Here is an 18,464-nt window from a genome sequence, read left to right as displayed (position 1 = left end):
CGGAAGGGAATCCTGCCGAGATGAAGCCACTGCTGCTGATCGACGTCGACGGACCGCTGAACCCCTACGCGGCCAAGCCGCAGCGCCGCCCCGAGGGGTACTCCACCCACCGGATGCGGCCGACGGGCTGGACGGAGGAGGAGAGAGCGAAGCCCCTGCGGGTCTGGCTGAACCACGGCCACGGCGCGGAGCTGCTCGCGCTCGCGGACGCGTACGAGCTGGTCTGGGCAACGACCTGGAAGGACGAGGCCAACGACTGGATAGGCCCGCACCTGGGACTGCCCCGGCTCCCGTTCATCGACTGGCCGGTGATGCACGGCCGGGCGCCGCGCGGCACCTTCTGGAAGACCCAGTACATCCTGGACTACGCGGGCGAGCGGCCCTTCGCCTGGATCGACGACGACATCACGGCGATGGACCGCGAGTACGTCGACCAACGCCACCCCGCGCGGACCCTGCTGATGCGCATCGACGAGCAGATCGGCCTGGTCCGGGAGGACTTCGACGCGCTGGCAGAGTGGGCGGCATGACGCGCAGCGGCGAACGGCCGCCGCGGACCGGGGTTTTGATCATGCTCCGGCAGCGACTTAGCATGCTCATGCCCCCCCAACCCGTACCCGACGAGAGCGACCCATGCGCCTTCAGCGGATCATCGCCGCGACCGCCACCCTCTGTTGCCTGACCGCACTCTCCTCGTGCAAGGAGGGCGGGCAGCCGGGTGCGCCGGCCGCATCGCCGTCCACGTCCGCGGCCGCCGCCGCGGGCCCCCTCGCCGAGGCCCAGCAGTACCTGCGGCAGTTCGCCAATTGCGACGACCTGAGCGACAGGCCCGACGACCCCCGGGTGCCCGCGGGCGACTTCCCCAAGGCCGGGCAGTGGTCGGTGAAGGAGCTGGGCGTCTGCAGCGACAAGGTCCGGCAGGGCGAGATCGTCATCGCCGTTCCCGCGGACATGAAGCAGTTCCAGGAGGGCTACAAGAAGTACGTGCTGGACAGGATCGACGGCGGTGACGGCGCGTACGGGCTGGAGAGCCGGGTTCTGATCGGCAAGGGCTTCGTCGCGTTCCCGACGAGCACCAAGACGGCGCTCGCGCTGGTCCGCTCCGACCTGCGGGTCCTGACGTGCAACCCGGGCGCCCCGGTCCCCAAGGGCTACAAGCGGGAGAAGCCGCTGGTCGAACACTGCAACCTCAGCGACTTCGTCGGCTCCGAGGACGGATCCGGCAGCCCGAACCTGGAGACCCCGCAGGATCCGGCGGGCGGGGGCGAGAAGCTGGGCCAGCCGAAGACAGGCAGTCTGGGGCTCCCCCGCGCCGGCAGCATGGCCGAGCTCCGGACACTCGTGGGCAACAGCCTCGACTGCGAGAAGCACTTCTCGACCGACCCCGACGCCGTCGCGATCGAGTCGATCGACTACGCGCCGGTGGTGACGGGCAGCGCGCCGGAGTGGGGCGTGACGGGCCGCGCCCTGTGCGGGGAGCCCGCCGGGGCGCAGCGCGCCCGCAACCTGAGCTGGCTCGACACCGTCGTGGACATGAAGCTGCTCCAGACCAAGGCGAAGGCCGCCCAGTTGGCCGACTACAAGGACGACGGCAAGCTGAGGGAGACCGCGAGCCGGCTGCTCGTCGGGGAGAACATCGCCGTCGAGACCAACAGCCCGTCGTCCCGCCGCGGCCTCTACCAGCTCCAGTTCCTGTACCTGAACTGCATTCCCGGCTTCTCCGCCCCGTCGGGCTACCGGCTGGAGAAGTCCAAGGTCGAGGGCTGCGTCCTGACCAACTGGGAGCCGGACCATCCGCTGGACTGAGCCGGCGCAGGAGCCGGACGCGCCGGAGGGGCGGCGGGAGCACAGGGCTCCTGCCGCCCCTCCGGGCATTCCGCCGCGTGCGGACGTACAGGCCCGGACCCGGAGCCGGGTCCGGCGGGCGTGCGGGCCGCAGGGCGGCGGAAGCGGTGGGGGCGTCTACTGCTTGTGGACGGCCCAGGCGTGCTGGATGACCAGGTCGGCCTTGAGCTCGGTGAGCTGGACCGCGACCGCCGAGGGGGCGGTGCCGCCGCGGCCGTTGCGGGAGGCGAGCGCGCCCTTGACGTTGAGGACCGTGCGGACCTCGGGGGTCAGGTGCTCCGAGATCTTCGCGAACTGCTCGTCCGTGAGCTCGTCCAGCTCGATGCCGAGCCCCTCGCACTCCTTGACGCACTCGCCGGCCACCTCGTGCGCCACCCGGAACGGGACGCCCTGCTTGACCAGCCACTCCGCGATGTCGGTGGCGAGCGAGAAGCCGGCCGGGGCGAGCTCCTCCATTCGCTCCCGGTTGACGGTGAGCGTGGCCATCATGCCGGTGAAGGCCGGCAGCAGGACCTCGAGGGTGTCGCAGGAGTCGAAGACCGGCTCCTTGTCCTCCTGGAGGTCCCGGTTGTAGGCCAGGGGCAGCGCCTTGAGCGTGGCGAGCAGCCCCGTCAGGTTGCCGATGAGGCGGCCGGACTTGCCGCGCGCCAGCTCGGCGATGTCCGGGTTCTTCTTCTGGGGCATGATCGACGAGCCGGTGGAGAAGGCGTCGTGCAGCGTCACGAAGGAGAACTCCTTCGTGTTCCAGATGATGATCTCCTCGGCGATCCGGGACAGGTTGATCCCGATCATCGCGGTGACGAAGGCGAACTCGGCGACGAAGTCGCGCGAGGCGGTGCCGTCGATCGAGTTGCCCACCGAGCCCCGCTCGAAGCCCAGCTCCGCGGCGACCGCCTCCGGGTCCAGGCCCAGCGAGGAACCGGCCAGCGCGCCCGAGCCGTACGGCGAGACCGCCGTCCGCGTGTCCCACTGCCGCAGCCGCTCCGCGTCCCGGGACAGGGACTGCACGTGGGCCAGTACGTGGTGGGCGAAGAGCACCGGCTGCGCGTGCTGCAGGTGGGTGCGGCCCGGCATCGCCACGTCCGCGTGGCTCTCCGCCAGGCCTACCAGCGCGTCCTGGAGGTCGGCGATCAGGCCGCCGATGATCCGGGCGTGGTCGCGCAGGCACATCCGGAAGAGGGTGGCCACCTGGTCGTTGCGGGACCGGCCGGCGCGCAGCTTGCCGCCGAGGTCGGCGCCGAGCCGCTCCAGCAGGCCCCGCTCCAGCGCGGTGTGCACGTCCTCGTCGGCGACGGTGCCGGTGAAGGAGCCGTCGGCGACGTCCGCCTCCAGCCGGTCCAGGCCGGCGATCATGCGCTCGAGCTCGTCGGCCGTGAGCAGTCCCGCCGTGTGCAGGACGCGGGCGTGGGCGCGCGAGCCGGCGATGTCGTACGGCGCGAGGCGCCAGTCGAAGTGGACCGACGCGGACAGCTTCGCGAGGGCCTCGGCGGGACCGTCGGCGAACCGGCCGCCCCAGAGCCGGACGTCACCAGCGTTGTTGCTGCTCACAGCTACTGCTCCTCAAGACTGCATGTATGGATGTGCAACGGCCTCCCCGCCGCGGAGGTAACGGGGAGGCCGTCTTCGTGCGGGCTGGGCGGCGGGGGATCAGGCCAGGTCGCGCTTGGCCGCGATCTTCGACGACAGGGCGAAGATGTCGATGAATCCCTGTGCCTTGGACTGGTCGAAGGTGTCGCCGGTGTCGTAGGTCGCGAGGTCGAAGTCGTACAGCGACTCCTGGGACCTGCGGCCGGTGACGACGGCGCGGCCGCCGTGCAGGGTCATCCGGATGTCACCGGTGACGTGCTGGTTGGCCTCGTCGATGAAGCCGTCCAGCGCCCGCTTGAGCGGGGAGAACCACAGGCCGTCGTAGACCAGTTCGCCCCAGCGCTGCTCGACCTGCCGCTTGTAGCGGGCGAGCTCGCGCTCCACGGTGACGCTCTCCAGCTCGGAGTGGGCGGTGATCAGCGCGATCGCGCCCGGGGCCTCGTAGACCTCGCGGGACTTGATGCCGACGAGGCGGTCCTCGACCATGTCGATCCGGCCGATGCCCTGCGCGCCGGCGCGCTCGTTGAGCTGCTGGATGGCCTGGAGGACGGTGACGGGCCGGCCGTCGACGGCGACGGGCACGCCCTCCTTGAAGGAGATGACGACCTCGTCGGCCTCGCGCGGGGTGGCCGGGTTCGAGGTGTACTCGTAGATGTCCTCCACGGGGCCGTTCCAGATGTCCTCCAGGAAGCCCGTCTCGACCGCGCGCCCGAAGACGTTCTGGTCGATGGAGTACGGGGACTTCTTGGTGGTCGCGATCGGGAGGTCCTTCTCCTCGCAGAAGGCGATGGCCTTGTCCCGGGTCATGGCGTAGTCGCGGACCGGGGCGATGCACTTGAGGCCGGGGCCGAGGGCCTGGATGCCGGCCTCGAACCGCACCTGGTCGTTGCCCTTGCCGGTGCAGCCGTGGGCGACGATCCCGGCGCCGTGCTTCTCGGCGGCGGCCACCAGGTGCTTGACGATGACCGGCCGGGAGAGGGCCGAGACCAGCGGGTACCGGTCCATGTAGAGGGCGTTCGCCTTGACCGCCGGGAGGCAGTACTCGTCGGCGAACTCGTCCTTGGCGTCGGCGACTTCGGCCTCGACGGCACCGCAGGCGAGGGCGCGCTTGCGGATGACGTCCAGGTCCTCGCCGCCCTGGCCGACGTCCACGGCGACGGCGATGACCTCGGCGCCCGTCTCCTCGGCGATCCAGCCGATGGCGACGGAGGTGTCCAGGCCGCCTGAGTAGGCGAGTACGACGCGCTCGGTCACGGGACTTCTCCTTGCGGTGCATTCAACGACAGGCATAACTATGCACTGCTCCGTATGTTTCGTCAATCGTGGGCGGGTGGCAGGCCCGTGACCAGGGCGGATATTCCGAGCAGGGGGCATGGCCGCCGCCTACGATCGGGGCCCATGGGCCTTCGGGAGGGGTGGCGACGGATGAACCGCACAGGACGCGGCACGGGACCCGGCAACGACGCCGCGACGGGGCGCGCCCTGGCGGAGGAGCTGTTGGACGGGCGGGCGGCCGCGGTACCTGCGCCCGGTGCGGGGCCGGACGTCTGGCTGGCCTTCGCGGAGCAGGTCCGCAGCCGGGCCCACGGCGGGCGCCGGCTCCCGGTGCCGGCTCCCCCGGCGCTACGGCTCTGCCACCCGCGGGGGTGGATCCGCGAGGCCGCCCTCGCCGAGCCGGGCGCCCCCGTGGAACTGGTCGCCGTCCTGACCACCGACTGGGCCGCGCCCGTACGGGACCGGGCCCGCGCCCTCATGGAGGACACGCTCCGCGCCCACCCGGAGGCCACCCTGCGGGCGGTGACCCCGCTCGCGCTGCGGCTGGGGCGGCGGAGCCGGGGCGACTGGATCCTGGAGCGGTTCGAGGACGCCCTGCGCCGGCAGGCCGCAGCCGCCACGCCCTGGTGGCACCTGCCCGGCCCCTCGACGGCACCGGGCGGCACGACGGCGCCGGGCAGTGCGACGACAGCGGACGGTGCGGCCGCACCCGGCGGTGCGACGGCCCGCGTCCTCGCCGCACTGCTGGACTGCCCCGACCGGCAGGCCCGGCAGTTCGCCGTCCGCCTCGCCCTCGCCGGCCCCGGCCGGGCCGACGCCCTGGAGTGCGCCCGGCGGGCCGCCGCCGAGTCCGACCCGGCGACGGCCGCGCTCTGGACCGACGCAGCCCTGGCCGGGCCGGGCTCCGAAGGCGGAGCGGTGATCGACGTCCTGATCGGCGCCCGGTTCCCCGCCGTGCGCGCCGCCGGGGTCACCGCCCTGCGCCGGGCCGGCCGCGCCGCCGAGGGCGTGTCGCACCTCGCCGACCGCTCCGGGCTCGTCCGCGCGTGCGCCCGCTGGCTGGTCGGCCAGGACGGCGGCGACGCCCACGGGCACTACCGCTGGCTGGTCCGCGACCCCGCCGGGCCGTCCCCGTACGCCGTGGCCGGACTCGCCGAGTGCGGCCGGAGCGAGGACACGGACCTGCTGCGGGGGCTCGTGGCGCACCCGGTGGGCCCGGTCCGGGCCGCCGCGCTGGCCGGGCTGCGGCGCCGGGAGGCCGTCGTGGAGGACTCCGTCCTGCTCGCGCTGCTGGACGACCCGGCGCCGTCCGTGGCCCGCGAGGCGAGCCTGGGCCTGCTGCCGGCGGTCCGGCGCCTGGACCCCTCGTACCTCGCCGAGCGGCTGGACGTCCGCGGCCCCCTGCACGTCCGGCGCGCCACCTTCCGGCTGTTGCGCGCCCGGGGCGGGATCCACGCGCTGCGGGCGGCCGTCGCGCTGATCGACGACTGGCACCCGAGGACGCGTACGACGGCGCGGGCCGCGGTGTGCGCCTGCCAGTGGCAGCCGGCCCAGTTCGACGGGGAGGCGGACACGGCGGAGCTGGCGGCCCTGCTGAAGCGGTCCGCGAAGCTCTTCGACGACTACGGACTGGGCCTGCGACGCAGCCGGTTGGGCCTCAAGACCTGAAGTCCTCCGACCCGCACCGCCGGTGCGGGCAGATAATCGGCTCATGGGAAAGATCTACGAACGCATAGACGGCAGGCTGCGCACGTTCATCGAGGAGCAGCCTGTCTTCTTCACCGCGACCGCCCCGCTCTCGGGTGACGGCCATGTCAACCTGTCCCCCAAGGGCCGCGCCGGCACCCTCGTCGTCATCGACGAACAGCGGCTCGCCTACCTGGACTTCGGCGGAAGCGGCGCCGAGACCATCGCCCACGTCCGCGAGAACGGCCGGATCACCCTCATGTGGTGCGCCTTCAGCGGGCCCCCGAACATCGTCCGCATCCACGGCGACGGCGAGGCCGTCTTCCGCGACGACCCGCGCTGGCCCGAGCTGATCGGCCTGTTCGGCGAGGCCGACGGGCCCGGGGCGCGGGCGGTCATCCTGGTGCACGCCCGCCGGATCGCCGACGTGTGCGGGTACGCGGTGCCCTTCATGGAGTACCAGGGCGAGCGCACCCTCCATTCGGAGTACCTCGCCCGCAAGACGGACGAGGAGTTCGCCGAGTACTGCGAGAAGAAGGAACACATCGCGACGAGCCTCGACGGCCTGCCTGCGCTGCCCCTGCCCCTCCCTGCCCGTACCGTCTGACATGTGCTGCGCACCGCTCTCGTCACGGGCTCACTGATCGTCACGACCCTGCTCCCGCAAGGAGCCGGGTCCTCGTCCGGGCCCCTGCCCGCCCGTCTCGCCGACACCGGCGGCGGCAGTCAGCTGATCACCGCCGTCGCGCCCGCGCCCGGATCCACGACCGGTCGCCTGACCTGGTGGGACCGGCGGGCGGGGCGCTGGTACCGGGCCGGGAGCGCGCCCGCCCGGTTCGGTGCCAACGGCCTGACCGAGGGCGCGACCCGTACGCAGGGCACGAACACCACCCCGACCGGCCTGTACGAGCTGCCCTACGCCTTCGGGATCCGGCGGGCGCCGGCCGGGACGGAGTACCGCTACCGGCGGGTGACCGCGGACTCCTGGTGGTGCCAGGACAACGCCTCGACCGCGTACAACCGCTGGGTGGAGCCGCTGCCCGCGGACTGCGCGCCCGGCGAGGCCGAGCACCTGGTCACCTACGAGAAGCAGTACGCGCACGCGCTGCTGATCGCCTTCAACTACGACCGGCCGGTGCGCGGACGGGGCGCCGGGATCTTCCTGCACGTCAACGGCAAGGGCGCGACGGCCGGGTGCGTGTCGGTGCCCGAGCGGGACATGCGGGCGATCCTGCGCTGGGCGGACCCGGACCGGCGCCCGCACATCGCGATCGGCACGCAGGACGGGCCGCTCGCCGTCACCCGCTACTAGGAGGGGCTGGGCGCGGCGTCGGGCTCGTCCTCGTCGGAGGCCCGGTACTCGTACGCGTCCTCCCACCAGACCTTCTCGTCCAGCCACTCGTCGCCCTCGTCGTCGTCCTCGTCGTCGGCCTCCTCGTGGACGACCGTGTCGACGCCGCGCCACCTGTACCGCTCGCCGATGCTCCCCAGCACGAGGGTGCGCTGCTCCTCGTCCAGCGCCGCGAAGGCCGGGTGCGGCTGGGAGCGCACCAGGTCGCCCAGCGGGTCGCCGCCGTCCGTGCGCTCCCGGACCACCCGGCCGGCCTTCTCGGCCAGCAGCAGCGCCGCCAGACCGAGGGCGGCCACCACGGTGAAGGCCCATTCCCGCAGACCGTGCGGGCGACCGGTCACCAGCAGCGCGCCCGCGAGGAGCCAGAACAGCATCACCAGGGCGATGCCCACGCAACTGCAGCAGGCCAGGAACGTGTTTCCCTGGCCGTCGGGCATCCGCGGGAGCTTGGGAAGCAGAGCGTCCCGTTCGCTCCGGTACGCGCTGCGCTGCTCCAGGTACCCGTCGTCGCACCAGTCGATCCAGCCGATCGACACGGGCTCGGGATCGTGCCGGCGTACGGCCTCCAGGAGGGCGGCGGGCATCGGGTGGGCTGGAGTCCGGGCGGGGTCGCGGCCCTGCTCGGTCAGGAACGCGGCACCCTCTTCGTCGATCCGGAGGTACCCGCCGAGGACGAGTTCGGCGGCGGCCGCCTCGGTCGCCTCCTGCCGCAACAGGGCGCTGTCGTACGGCTCCAGCTCGACGGCGGCGACGAGCCGGAGCCTCCGGCTGCGGACCCGCGCACGGCGCCACCACAGCAGGGCGACGGGCCCGTAGACGGCTGCGGTCACGGCGGACACCAGTATGGCGAGGGCGAATTGGCGCACGGGCCGAGGCTATGTCGGCTGACGCCGCTGGGGCACCGGGATTTCCGGCGCCCCCGACCTGCCCGCCGACCCGTACCGCTCAGCCCTCCTTCTGCGCCAGCCGCAGGAGGTGGTCGGCGAGGGCCTGGCCGCCCGCCGGGTCCCGGCTGATCAGCATCAGGGTGTCGTCGCCGGCGATCGTGCCGAGGATCTCGCGGAGCTCGGCCTGGTCGATGGCCGAGGCGAGGAACTGCGCCGCGCCCGGCGGGGTGCGCAGGACCACGAGGTTCGCCGAGGCCTCCGCGGAGATCAGCAGCTCCCCGGAGAGGCGCCGCATGCGCTCCTCCTTCGCGGATTCGCCGAGCGGCGCCTGCGGGGTGCGGAAGCCGCCCTCGCTGGGCACGGCGTAGATCAGCTCTCCGCCGGTGTTGCGGATCTTCACCGCGCCCAGCTCGTCGAGGTCGCGGGAGAGCGTCGCCTGGGTGACGCTCAGCCCGTCGTCGGCGAGCAGCTTCGCGAGCTGGCTCTGGGAGCGGACCGGCTGCCGGTTGAGGATGTCCACGATCCGGCGGTGCCGCGCGGTGCGGGTCTGCGGGACGGCCTGCCCGCCGTGCTCGTTGTCCTGCGGCTGGCTCATCGTCGTCTCATTCTCCGGATCCGTCCCCGTTGGCAGCGTCGAGGATGCCGGGCAGCGCCCGGACGAACGCGTCCGCCTCGGCCTCGGTGAGTACGTACGGGGGCATGAGCCGTACGACGTCGGGGGCGGGCGCGTTGACCAGGAAGCCGGCGTCCTGAGCCGCCTGCTGCACCTTGGGTGCGAGGGGCTCGGTCAGCACGATACCCAGCAGCAGTCCGGCGCCGCGGACGTGGGACACCAGTGGGTGCCCCGAGGACTCGATGCCCGAGCGCAGCCGCTCGCCCCGCGCCTTGACCCGGTTGAGCAGGTCGTCGGCGGCGATGGTGTCGATGACGGCGAGGCCCGCGGCGCAGGCGACCGGGTTCCCGCCGAAGGTGGTGCCGTGCTGGCCGGGCCTGAGCAGGTCGGCGGTGGGCCCGAAGGCGACCACGGCGCCGATCGGCAGGCCGCCGCCCAGCCCCTTCGCCAGGGTGACGATGTCGGGCTCGACGCCCTCGTGCGCCTGGTGCTCGAACCACTGGCCGCAGCGGCCGATGCCGGTCTGGACCTCGTCGAGGACCAGCAGGGTGCCGGTGGCCCGGGTGATCTCGCGGGCGGCCGTCAGGTATCCGGCCGGGGGCACGACGACGCCGTTCTCGCCCTGGATCGGCTCGATGACGACGAGCGCGGTCTCCTCGGTGACGGCGGCCCGCAGGGCCTCGACGTCGCCGTAGGGGACGTGGGTGACGTCGCCGGGCAGGGGCAGGAAGGGCTCCTGCTTCTTCGGCTGGCCGGTGAGTGCGAGGGCGCCCATGGTCCGGCCGTGGAAGCCGCCGTCGGTGGCGACCATGTGGGTCCGCCCGGTCAGTCGGCCGATCTTGAAGGCGGCCTCGACGCTCTCGGCGCCGGAGTTGCAGAAGAAGACCTTGCCGGCGCGGCCGAAGAGCTGCAGCAGCCGCTCGCCGAGCGCGATGACCGGCTCGGAGGCGAAGAGGTTGGAGACGTGGCCGAGCGTCGAGATCTGCTCGGTCACGGCCGTCACGATCGCCGGGTGGGCGTGGCCGAGGGCGTTGACGGCGATGCCGCCGACGAAGTCGGTGTACTGGTTGCCGTCGGCGTCCCAGACCTGGGCGCCCTGGCCGCGTACGAGGGCGAGGGCGGGCGTGCCGTAGTTGTCGGCCAGCGCGCCCTGCCACCGTGCGCCGTACTCCTGGTTGCCGGTGCCCTTCGTCATGCTGCTCCCCCTGGCTGTTGGTCGGGCACGACCATCGTGCCGATGCCGGAGTCCGTGAAGATCTCCAGCAGGATCGAGTGCGGGATCCGTCCGTCGAGGACGCGGGCGGTGCCGACGCCGCTGCGCACGGCGTGCAGGCAGCCCTCCATCTTGGGCACCATGCCGCTGGACAGCTCGGGCATCAGCTTCTGCAGCTCGCTGACGGTGAGCCGGCTGATGACCTCGTCGCTGTGCGGCCAGTCGGCGTAGAGGCCCTCGACGTCGGTGAGGACCATCAGCGTCTCGGCGCCGAGGGAGGCCGCGAGGGCCGCGGCCGCCGTGTCGGCGTTGACGTTGTAGACGTGGTGGTCGTCGGCGCTGCGGGCGATCGAGGAGATGACCGGGATCCGGCCGTCGGCCAGGAGCGCCTCGATGGCGCCGGTGTCGACGTCGGTGATCTCGCCGACCCGGCCGATGTCGATGAGCTCGCCGTCGATCTCCGGGCTGTGCTTGGTGGCGGTGATGGTGCGGGCGTCCTCGCCGGTCATGCCGACGGCGAGCGGCCCGTGCTGGTTGAGCAGTCCGACCAGCTCGCGCTGGACCTGGCCCGCCAGGACCATCCGTACGACGTCCATGGCCTCCGGGGTCGTCACGCGCAGGCCGGCCTTGAACTCGCTGACCAGGCCCTGCTTGTCGAGCTGGGCGTTGATCTGCGGGCCGCCGCCGTGCACGACGACCGGCTTGAGGCCGGCCTGGTGCAGGAAGACCACGTCCTGGGCGAAGGCGGCCTTGAGGTCCTCGTCGATCATGGCGTTGCCGCCGAACTTGATGACGACGACCTTGCCGTTGTGGCGCCGGAGCCAGGGCAGGGCCTCGATGAGGATCTGCGCCTTGGGCAGGGCGGTGTGCTTGCGTGCGGTGCTGCCGGAGGCGCCGGGCTGCCCGGCCTTCTCGTCGCTCATGAGGAGTAGGCGCTGTTCTCGTGGACGTACTCGGCGGTCAGGTCGTTGGCCCAGATGACGGCCGACTCGCCGCCGGTGGAGAGGTCGGCGGTGATGCGGACCTCTCGGTCCTTCATCGAGACCAGGTCGCGGTCCTCGCCGACCGAGCCGTTCCTGCAGACCCACACGCCGTTGATGGCGACGTTCAGCCGGTCCGGGTCGAAGGCGGCCCGGGTGGTGCCGATCGCGGACAGCACGCGGCCCCAGTTGGGGTCCTCGCCGTGGATGGCGCACTTGAGCAGGTTGTTGCGGGCGATGGAGCGGCCGACCTCGACCGCGTCGTCCTCGGTGGCCGCGCCGATGACCTCGATGCGGATGTCCTTGCTGGCGCCCTCGGCGTCGCCGATCAGCTGGCGGGCCAGGTCGTCGCAGACCTTGCGCACCGCGTCGGCGAAGTCCGCGTACACGGGCACCTGGCCGGACGCCCCGGAGGCGAGCAGCAGCACCGTGTCGTTGGTGGACATGCAGCCGTCGGAGTCGACCCGGTCGAAGGTGGTGCGGGTGGCGGAGCGCAGCGCCTTGTCGAGGGTGGCGCCGTCCACGTCGGCGTCGGTGGTGAGGACGACGAGCATGGTGGCCAGGCCCGGGGCGAGCATGCCCGCGCCCTTGGCCATGCCGCCGACCGTCCAGCCGTCCCTTGAGACGGTGGCGGTCTTGTGCACGGTGTCGGTGGTCTTGATGGCGATGGCGGCGGCCTCGCCGCCGTCCTCGGACAGGGCCGCGGCGGCGGTCTCGATGCCGGGGAGCAGCTTGTCCATGGGGAGCAGGACGCCGATCAGGCCGGTGGAGGCGACCGCGATCTCGCCGGCGTTGTGCTCGCCGGCGGAACCGTGTCCGTTGAGCGTGGCGGCCACCTTCTCGGCGGTGGCGTGGGTGTCCTGGAAGCCCTTGGGGCCGGTGCAGGCGTTGGCGCCGCCGGAGTTGAGGACCACGGCGCTGACGGTGCCGCCGCGCAGGACCTGCTCGGACCAGTGGACGGGCGCGGCCTTGACGCGGTTGGAGGTGAAGACGCCGGCGGCGGCCAGGCGCGGCCCGTTGTTGACCACGAGGGCCAGGTCCGGGTTGCCGTTGGCCTTGATCCCGGCGGCGATGCCCGCCGCCGTGAATCCCTGTGCAGCCGTAACACTCACGGCGCGACTCCAATCGTGGAAAGCCCGAGCTGCTCGGGGAGCCCGAGGGCGATGTTCATGCTCTGCACCGCACCGCCGGCGGTGCCCTTGGTGAGGTTGTCGATGGCGCTGACGGCGATGATCCGCTGGGCGGACTCGTCGTAGGCGACCTGGACGTGGACGGCGTTGGAGCCGTGGACGGACTTGGTGGACGGCATCCGGCCCTCGGGCAGCAGGTGGACGAAGGGCTCGTCGGCGTACGCCTTCTCGTAGGCGGCGCGCAGCGACTCCGCCGTGGTGCCGGGGCGGGCCTTGGCCGAGCAGGTGGCGAGGATGCCGCGGGCCATGGGTACGAGGGTCGGCGTGAAGGAGACGGAGACGCGCTCGCCCGCGAGCGGGCTGAGGTTCTGCACCATCTCGGGCGTGTGCCGGTGGCCGCCGCCCACGCCGTACGGGGTCACGTTGCCCATGACCTCGGCGCCGAGCAGGTGCGGCTTGAGCGCCTTGCCCGCGCCGGAGGTGCCGGTGGCGGCGACGATCACGGCCTCGGGTTCGGCGAGCTGTGCCTGGTAGGCCGGGTAGAGGGCGAGGGAGACGGCGGTGGGGAAGCAGCCGGGGACCGCGATCCTCTTGACGCCTTCCAGTCCGGCGCGGGCGCCGGGGAGTTCGGGGAGGCCGTAGGGCCAAGTGCCGGCGTGCGGGGCGCCGTAGAACTTGTCCCAGTCGGCCGCGTCCTCGAGCCGGTGGTCGGCGCCCATGTCGACGACGAGGACGTCGTCGCCGAGCTGGGCGGCGACGGCGGCGGACTGGCCGTGCGGGAGGGCGAGGAAGACGACGTCGTGGCCGGCGAGGGCCTCCTGGGTGGTCGCCTCCAGGGTGCGCCCGGCGAGCGGCACAAGGTGCGGTTGCAGGGACCCGAGGAGCTGTCCGGCGTTGGAGTTTCCGGTCAGGGCGCCGATCTCCACCTCGGGGTGCGAGAGCAGCAGGCGCAGGACTTCTCCGCCCGCGTACCCGCTCGCTCCGGCCACCGCTACACGTACCACCATCGGACCCTCCTCATCGATGGCATGACTATACGTACCGACGCACGTTTATGCAATGTCGTGGATCTCGGCGGAGGGCCTCACCGAAGGAAAGGGCGCGTCACGTTCCCGCCGAAAGATGTCTAGCAGGAAAGCCCCCGCCGCGGCGGGGATTGCGCCGGTGACGCAGGGAGCCGGTCGCGCAGTTGGACCGTGCTGGACCGTCCGGTGCCGCGACGGGGGTCCCGTCGACGAGACGGGCTCGGCCCGGCCCCCGTCGGGGGCCGGGCCGAGCCCGGGCGGGATGTCACGCCGTTTTCATGCGGGGGCCTGCAGGCAGAGGTGCCATTGGCCGGGGCAGCCCGTGAGGGTCATCGTCGACAACGGCCGGACGTCCACGTTCCAGTAGGTCAGCGGGGGCGCCTTCAGGGCGTAGACCAGAGCGGCGCGGACCACCGAGGGCTCCGCCACCGCCACGATCGCGCCGCCGTCGTCGGCGGGCCGGGTGTCGAGCCACCCGCCGATCCGGGAGATGAAGGCGAGCAGCGACTCGCCCCCGTGCGGGGCGGCCCGCGGGTCGCTGAGCCACTGGTCCACCGCTTCGGGTTCCTGGGCGGTCACCTCCGCGAGGGTCAGCCCCCGCCAGCGGCCCATGTCGCACTCGCGCAGCGCCGGCTGGGCCAGGGGCGCGTACCCGAGGGCCTCGCCCGTGGCCCGGCTGCGCGGGGTCGGCGAGCAGTAGCGCAACTCGGCCGCGCCCAGGGGCACGAGGCCCTGCGCGGCGGACTCCACCGCCCGCCAGCCGACCCCGTCCAGCGGGCGGTCGTCGTCGAAGCGCTCGGCGAGCAGCGAGGAACTACGGGCTGCTGCGACAAGCGAAACCCGAACATGCATGCGGTGATGGTGGGCCGCGCGGGGCGGCGGGTCAAGCGTCCGGAGTGTGCGCCTCCTCCCCCAGGCCCGCTCGGACCCGCTGCACGGCCTCCACCAGTTCGCCCGGGCCGGAGACCCCGGCGAAGCTCAGGCGGACGTACGGAGCGGGCGGTTCGGCACAGAAGTAGGGGCGGCCGGGGGCCACCGCCACCCCGGCGCGCAGGGCCGTCGCCGCGAAGGACGCGTCGTCACCGTCCCCGGTCATCCTGGCCCACAGCTGATAGCCGCCCGAGGGCAGGTGGGGCACGGTCAGGCCGGGCAGCTCCCGCCGCAGCGCACCGGCGAGCACGTCCCGCCGGTGGCGCAGTTCGGCGGCCACCGTGCGCAGGTGGCGCGGCCAGGCGGGCGCGCCGACCAGTTCCAGCGCCGCCTCCTGCAGCGGCCGGGGCACGAAGAAGCTGTCCACGACCTGGACGGCGCGCAGCCGGTCCACCACCGGGCCGCGGGCCGCCAGTGCGCCGACCCGCAGGCTGGGCGAGGTGGCCTTGGTCAGGGACCTCACGTGTACGACCACCCCGTCGTGGTCCTCGGCGGCCAGGGTCGCGGGCAGCGGCCCGGAGTCGTCGTGGCCGAGGGCGCGGGCGTAGTCGTCCTCGACCACGAAGGCCCCGGCGGCCCGCGCGATGCGCAGCACCTCGGCCCGCCGCGCGGGGGCCAGTACCGCGCCGGTGGGGTTCTGGAAGAGCGGCTGGCAGACGAACACCCGCGCCCCGGTCGCCTCGAAGGCGGCGGCCAGCAGCTCCGGCCGGACCCCGTCGGCGTCCACCGGCACGGGCACCGGCCGGCACCCGGAGGCGCGGGCGATGGCCAGCAGCCCGGGATAGGTCGGGGACTCCACGAGGATCGGCGCCCCCGGCGGGGCCAGCGCCCGCAGGGCGGTGGTCAGCGCGCTCTGCCCGCCCGCGGTCACCAGCACGTCGGCGGCTCCGACCGCGCCGCCGATCTCGCGGGCGAACCAGTCGCGGAGCTCGGGCAGCCCCTCCATGGGCGGCCGGTCCCAGGCGCCGGGGCGCCGCCCGGCCCGGGCGAGCGCGGCGGCCATGGCCCGCTCGGGCTGGATGGAGGCGTGCAGGTATCCGCTGTTGAGGGGGATCACCGACGGCGGCGGCGCGGCCAGACAGGCCAGCACCCCGGAGGCGTCCACCGAACGCGGAACGACGTCCCCGGCCCCCTCGGCGCTGAGCGCGACCTCCTGCCAGGAGGTGTCCCCCGCCGCGGGGAGCGCCGTACGCGGGGCGGCGCGGAAGACGCCGGCGCCGGGCCGGGTGACGACGAGGCCCTCGGCGGCGAGCTGCGCGAGGGCCCGGGAGACGGTCACGGGGCTGACCCGGTAGCGCTCAACCAGGGCCCTGCTCGACGGGAGCTTTCCACCCACCGAGTAGCGGTTGAGTTCGGACCTCAGGGAATCTGCCAGCTCCGCCACACTGCTACGCTCATACATGACAGCACAGAATAGCGCTACTCTCGCGACCGCGATAGCGGTGAAGAATCCGCTGCTGCGGGGCACGGCCCTCGCCTCGCTCGGTGTCGTCGCCTTCTCGCTGACCTTCCCCGCCACCGCCTGGGGCCTGGAGAGCTTCGGCCCGTGGTCACTGGTGGCCCTGCGCAGCGTCCTGGCGGCCGCGATCGCGGGCGTCTTCCTGCTGGCCCGCCGGGTGGCACCGCCGGCCCGCGAGCACTGGGCGGGCCTCGCCGTCGTCGCCGGCGGGGTGGTCGTCGGCTTCCCGCTGCTGACGACCCTCGCGCTGCAGACCTCCACCACCTCGCACGCCGCCGTCGTCGTCGGCCTCCTGCCGCTGACCACGGCCGCGCTGTCCGCGCTGCGCACCGGCAACCGGCCCCCGCGGGCCTTCTGGGCCGCGGCCGTGGCCGGGGCCGTGGTGGTGCTCGGCTTCACCCTCGCGCAGAGCGGCGGCTCCCTCTCCGCGGGCGACGGCTACCTGTTCGCCGCGCTGCTGGTGTGCGCGGCCGGGTACACCGAGGGCGGGCGGCTGGCCCGTACCCTGCCGGGCTGGCAGGTGATCGGCTGGGCCCTGGTGCTGTGCCTGCCGCTCACCGCGGCCGGCTCGGTGCTCGGGCTCGCGTACGAGCCGGTGCACCTCACCGGCCACGGGCTGGCCGGGCTGGTCTGGGCGGCGGCCGGCTCCACCTTCCTCGGCCTGTACGTCTGGTACCGCGGCATGGCCGAGATCGGAGCACCCCGGGCCAGCCAGCTCCAGCTCGCGCAGCCGCTGCTGACGCTGGTCTGGTCCGTGGCGCTCCTCGGGGAGCACCTGGCCCCCGCCGCACCGGCCGCGGCCTGCGCGGTTCTCGTCTGCATTGCGGTGACCCAACGGGTCAAACACCCCCGGAACGACCTAAACTGCTAGCACCGGATCGGAGCGCCACCGAGGAGGTCAGACATGCGAGCTACCGAGGGCGACCAGCTGGTGCAGCACGGCAGGATCGTCGGACAACCCGACAAGGTGGGCGAGATCACCCAGGTGCTCGGCGAGAACGGGACGCCCCCGTACCGGGTCCGCTTCCAGGACGGACACGAAGCGCTGATGGCTCCCGGACCCGACTGCGTCGTCCGCCACCCTTCAGAGCCCGGGCACTGAATTCACCGCGGGGGCACGGCCGAGCCGTAGTGGTCGGCGACGACACGTGCCATCGCCCCGTTGGGGTCCGCGGCCACCTGCTTCGCGGAGAAGTAGACGTGGCCGCGGACCTCCGGGTATCCGCGGGCGAACCGCACGTGCTTCGACAGCTCCGCCGGATCCCGCCAGGCCGCGGTGGGGCTGCCCGCGTCGCAGCGGTAGAGCGCCTCCCCCACGTACAGGTCCGCCTTCGTGCCCGCGACGGTCCGGGCCCACCAGGGGACGAGCGCCGCGTAGTCGGCCGTCGAGTGCCCGATGTGCCAGTAGGCCTGCGGCACGACGTAGTCGATCCAGCCCTGCCTGACCCACTTGCGGGTGTCCGCGTACAGGTCGTCGTACGCCGCGAGCCCGCGGGTCGGCGAGCCGGCCGGGTCCCGGTCGGAGTTGCGCCAGATCCCGAAGGGGCTGATGCCGAACCTGACCGCGGGCCGCAGGGCACGCAGCCGCTGCGACATCTCGCGGACCAGGGTGTCGGTGTTGTTGCGGCGCCATGCCGCCCGCGACGAGAAGCCGCCGCCGTACTCGTCGTAGGCGTCGTCGTCGTCGAAGTACTCGCCCTCCACCGGATAGGGGTAGAAGTAGTCGTCCCAGTGCACGGCGTCCAGCGGGTAGCGGGTGACCGCGTCGAGCATGGCCTCCTGCACGAACCGCCGCACCTCGGGCACCCCGGGGTTGTAGTAGAGCTTCCCGCCGTACTCGACCGTCCAGCCGTCCTGCCGGGCCGGGTGCTCGGGCACCAGCCGGTCGAAGTCGGTGTGGTTGGCCACCCGGTACGGGTTGAACCAGGCGTGCAGCTCCAGACCGCGTGCGTGCGCCTCCGCGACGGCCGTGCCGAGGGGGTCCCAGCCCGGATCGACCCCCTGCTCCCCCGTGAGCCACTGCGACCAGGGCTCGAACGGGGAGGGCCACAGCGCGTCGGCCGCCGGCCGGACCTGGAGGACCACCGCGTTGAGCCGGCGGCGGACGGCGGTGTCGAGCAGGGCCAACAACTCCTTGCGCTGCGTCGCGGCCGACAGCCCGCTGCGCGAGGGCCAGTCCACGTTCGAGACGGACGCGATCCACATGCCCCGGAACTCGGGGGTGCCGGCGCCCCTTCCGGGGAGCGGGCCGGAGCTCCGCGGCGCGGCGAACGCCGGTCCCCCCGTCACGGCGGCGATCACCCCCGCCGCTCCTGCCAGCAGTGCCCGTCGACCGATGTGCGCCATGTGACGCCTCCGTTTCGCTGAGTGACGATGCGCGGTGCCCGCCCAGCATGCCCGCCCCGGCCCGCCGCGCCGCGCAAGGGCGGGAGTAACGTCGGGGGGCGTGGCGGGCGCCGGAATCACACGGGGGACCCGCCGAC

At 73.2% G+C, this 18,464-nt stretch carries 18 protein-coding genes; 7 read left to right on the top strand and 11 right to left on the bottom strand.

Going from position 1 to position 18,464, the window contains the following annotated elements; translation table 11 throughout:
• Positions 1-20: 20 nt before the first annotated feature.
• Both OHA91_RS29930 and OHA91_RS29925 read left to right on the top strand, forming a co-directional pair.
• Entirely contained in the window at positions 21-530 is a 510-nt protein-coding gene (locus tag OHA91_RS29930) for an HAD domain-containing protein (protein ID WP_031150320.1), read from the top strand.
• 103 nt (positions 531-633) lie between these two features.
• The gene (locus OHA91_RS29925; RefSeq protein ID WP_031150322.1) at positions 634-1,806 is read left to right on the top strand and encodes a hypothetical protein; all 1,173 of its coding nucleotides are present in this window, start codon (positions 634-636) and stop codon (positions 1,804-1,806) included.
• 156 nt (positions 1,807-1,962) lie between these two features.
• Here the strand turns inward: OHA91_RS29925 and argH are convergent, their stop codons facing one another.
• On the bottom strand, positions 1,963-3,393 hold the full coding sequence (gene argH / locus OHA91_RS29920) for an argininosuccinate lyase (protein WP_328740359.1): 1,431 nt from the start codon (positions 3,391-3,393) through the stop codon (positions 1,963-1,965).
• A gap of 99 nt (positions 3,394-3,492) precedes the next feature.
• The gene (locus OHA91_RS29915) at positions 3,493-4,686 is read right to left on the bottom strand and encodes an argininosuccinate synthase (protein WP_031150326.1); all 1,194 of its coding nucleotides are present in this window, start codon (positions 4,684-4,686) and stop codon (positions 3,493-3,495) included.
• Between the two features lie 171 nt (positions 4,687-4,857).
• On the opposite strand from OHA91_RS29915, the gene OHA91_RS29910 reads away from it, so the two are divergent.
• From OHA91_RS29910 to OHA91_RS29900, 3 genes are read left to right on the top strand one after another with little or no spacing between them, the layout of a single operon-like run.
• Positions 4,858-6,375, top strand: a complete 1,518-nt coding sequence (locus tag OHA91_RS29910; RefSeq protein WP_328740358.1) for a hypothetical protein — start codon at positions 4,858-4,860, stop codon at positions 6,373-6,375.
• Positions 6,376-6,418: 43 nt separating this feature from the next.
• Positions 6,419-7,000: a pyridoxamine 5'-phosphate oxidase family protein gene (locus OHA91_RS29905; RefSeq protein WP_031150330.1), complete on the top strand. Its 582-nt coding sequence runs from the start codon at positions 6,419-6,421 to the stop codon at positions 6,998-7,000.
• A 6-nt stretch (positions 7,001-7,006) separates the two neighbouring features.
• Positions 7,007-7,705, top strand: a complete 699-nt coding sequence (locus tag OHA91_RS29900; RefSeq protein WP_328741186.1) for a L,D-transpeptidase family protein — start codon at positions 7,007-7,009, stop codon at positions 7,703-7,705.
• Here the strand turns inward: OHA91_RS29900 and OHA91_RS29895 are convergent.
• The 8 genes from OHA91_RS29895 to OHA91_RS29860 form a co-directional block, all read right to left on the bottom strand.
• On the bottom strand, positions 7,702-8,610 hold the full coding sequence (locus OHA91_RS29895; RefSeq protein WP_328740357.1) for a hypothetical protein: 909 nt from the start codon (positions 8,608-8,610) through the stop codon (positions 7,702-7,704). The genes OHA91_RS29900 and OHA91_RS29895 overlap by 4 nt on opposite strands.
• Positions 8,611-8,689: 79 nt before the next feature.
• A complete protein-coding gene (locus OHA91_RS29890; RefSeq protein ID WP_030841787.1) occupies positions 8,690-9,226 on the bottom strand; it encodes an arginine repressor in 537 nt (178 codons plus the stop codon).
• 7 nt (positions 9,227-9,233) lie between these two features.
• Complete coding sequence (locus OHA91_RS29885) at positions 9,234-10,439, bottom strand: acetylornithine transaminase (RefSeq protein ID WP_328740356.1); 1,206 nt, start codon at positions 10,437-10,439, stop codon at positions 9,234-9,236.
• Complete coding sequence (gene argB / locus OHA91_RS29880; protein ID WP_031150338.1) at positions 10,436-11,380, bottom strand: acetylglutamate kinase; 945 nt, start codon at positions 11,378-11,380, stop codon at positions 10,436-10,438. The genes OHA91_RS29885 and argB overlap by 4 nt, the downstream gene beginning before the upstream one ends.
• Positions 11,377-12,549, bottom strand: a complete 1,173-nt coding sequence (argJ, locus tag OHA91_RS29875; RefSeq protein ID WP_266502947.1) for a bifunctional glutamate N-acetyltransferase/amino-acid acetyltransferase ArgJ — start codon at positions 12,547-12,549, stop codon at positions 11,377-11,379. The genes argB and argJ overlap by 4 nt, the downstream gene beginning before the upstream one ends.
• A complete protein-coding gene (argC, locus tag OHA91_RS29870) occupies positions 12,546-13,574 on the bottom strand; it encodes an N-acetyl-gamma-glutamyl-phosphate reductase (protein ID WP_328740355.1) in 1,029 nt (342 codons plus the stop codon). The genes argJ and argC overlap by 4 nt, the downstream gene beginning before the upstream one ends.
• A 294-nt stretch (positions 13,575-13,868) precedes the next feature.
• A complete protein-coding gene (locus OHA91_RS29865; RefSeq protein ID WP_266502943.1) occupies positions 13,869-14,444 on the bottom strand; it encodes a histidine phosphatase family protein in 576 nt (191 codons plus the stop codon).
• Between the two features lie 31 nt (positions 14,445-14,475).
• Positions 14,476-15,924: an aminotransferase-like domain-containing protein gene (locus OHA91_RS29860; RefSeq protein ID WP_328740354.1), complete on the bottom strand. Its 1,449-nt coding sequence runs from the start codon at positions 15,922-15,924 to the stop codon at positions 14,476-14,478.
• Between OHA91_RS29860 and OHA91_RS29855 the strand changes: the two genes are divergently transcribed.
• Together OHA91_RS29855 and OHA91_RS29850 are read left to right on the top strand one after the other, a co-directional pair.
• On the top strand, positions 15,923-16,852 hold the full coding sequence (locus OHA91_RS29855; RefSeq protein WP_328740353.1) for a DMT family transporter: 930 nt from the start codon (positions 15,923-15,925) through the stop codon (positions 16,850-16,852). The genes OHA91_RS29860 and OHA91_RS29855 overlap by 2 nt on opposite strands.
• 33 nt (positions 16,853-16,885) lie before the next feature.
• On the top strand, positions 16,886-17,083 hold the full coding sequence (locus OHA91_RS29850; protein ID WP_031150351.1) for a DUF1918 domain-containing protein: 198 nt from the start codon (positions 16,886-16,888) through the stop codon (positions 17,081-17,083).
• A 2-nt stretch (positions 17,084-17,085) separates the two neighbouring features.
• On the opposite strand, the gene OHA91_RS29845 is transcribed toward OHA91_RS29850, so the two are convergent.
• On the bottom strand, positions 17,086-18,327 hold the full coding sequence (locus OHA91_RS29845; protein ID WP_031150353.1) for a glycoside hydrolase family 10 protein: 1,242 nt from the start codon (positions 18,325-18,327) through the stop codon (positions 17,086-17,088).
• Positions 18,328-18,464: the final 137 nt, after the last annotated feature.

It is taken from the genome of Streptomyces erythrochromogenes, assembly GCF_036170895.1.
GTDB classification, from domain to species: domain Bacteria; phylum Actinomycetota; class Actinomycetes; order Streptomycetales; family Streptomycetaceae; genus Streptomyces; species Streptomyces erythrochromogenes.
The sequence above is the reverse complement of the archived record's forward strand: the minus strand, read 5'-3'. Positions and strand labels throughout refer to the sequence as shown.

Coding starts and splice junctions, on each gene's coding strand:
- OHA91_RS29865 (WP_266502943.1), bottom strand. CDS start 14,444: ATGCATGTTCGGGTTTCGCTTGTCGCAGCAGCCCGTAGTTCCTCGCTG.
- OHA91_RS29930 (WP_031150320.1), top strand. CDS start 21: ATGAAGCCACTGCTGCTGATCGACGTCGACGGACCGCTGAACCCCTAC.
- OHA91_RS29910 (WP_328740358.1), top strand. CDS start 4,858: ATGAACCGCACAGGACGCGGCACGGGACCCGGCAACGACGCCGCGACG.
- OHA91_RS29925 (WP_031150322.1), top strand. CDS start 634: ATGCGCCTTCAGCGGATCATCGCCGCGACCGCCACCCTCTGTTGCCTG.
- OHA91_RS29845 (WP_031150353.1), bottom strand. CDS start 18,327: ATGGCGCACATCGGTCGACGGGCACTGCTGGCAGGAGCGGCGGGGGTG.
- OHA91_RS29850 (WP_031150351.1), top strand. CDS start 16,886: ATGCGAGCTACCGAGGGCGACCAGCTGGTGCAGCACGGCAGGATCGTC.
- OHA91_RS29860 (WP_328740354.1), bottom strand. CDS start 15,924: ATGTATGAGCGTAGCAGTGTGGCGGAGCTGGCAGATTCCCTGAGGTCC.
- argC (WP_328740355.1), bottom strand. CDS start 13,574: ATGGTGGTACGTGTAGCGGTGGCCGGAGCGAGCGGGTACGCGGGCGGA.
- OHA91_RS29890 (WP_030841787.1), bottom strand. CDS start 9,226: ATGAGCCAGCCGCAGGACAACGAGCACGGCGGGCAGGCCGTCCCGCAG.
- argB (WP_031150338.1), bottom strand. CDS start 11,380: ATGAGCGACGAGAAGGCCGGGCAGCCCGGCGCCTCCGGCAGCACCGCA.
- OHA91_RS29855 (WP_328740353.1), top strand. CDS start 15,923: ATGACAGCACAGAATAGCGCTACTCTCGCGACCGCGATAGCGGTGAAG.
- OHA91_RS29905 (WP_031150330.1), top strand. CDS start 6,419: ATGGGAAAGATCTACGAACGCATAGACGGCAGGCTGCGCACGTTCATC.
- OHA91_RS29885 (WP_328740356.1), bottom strand. CDS start 10,439: ATGACGAAGGGCACCGGCAACCAGGAGTACGGCGCACGGTGGCAGGGC.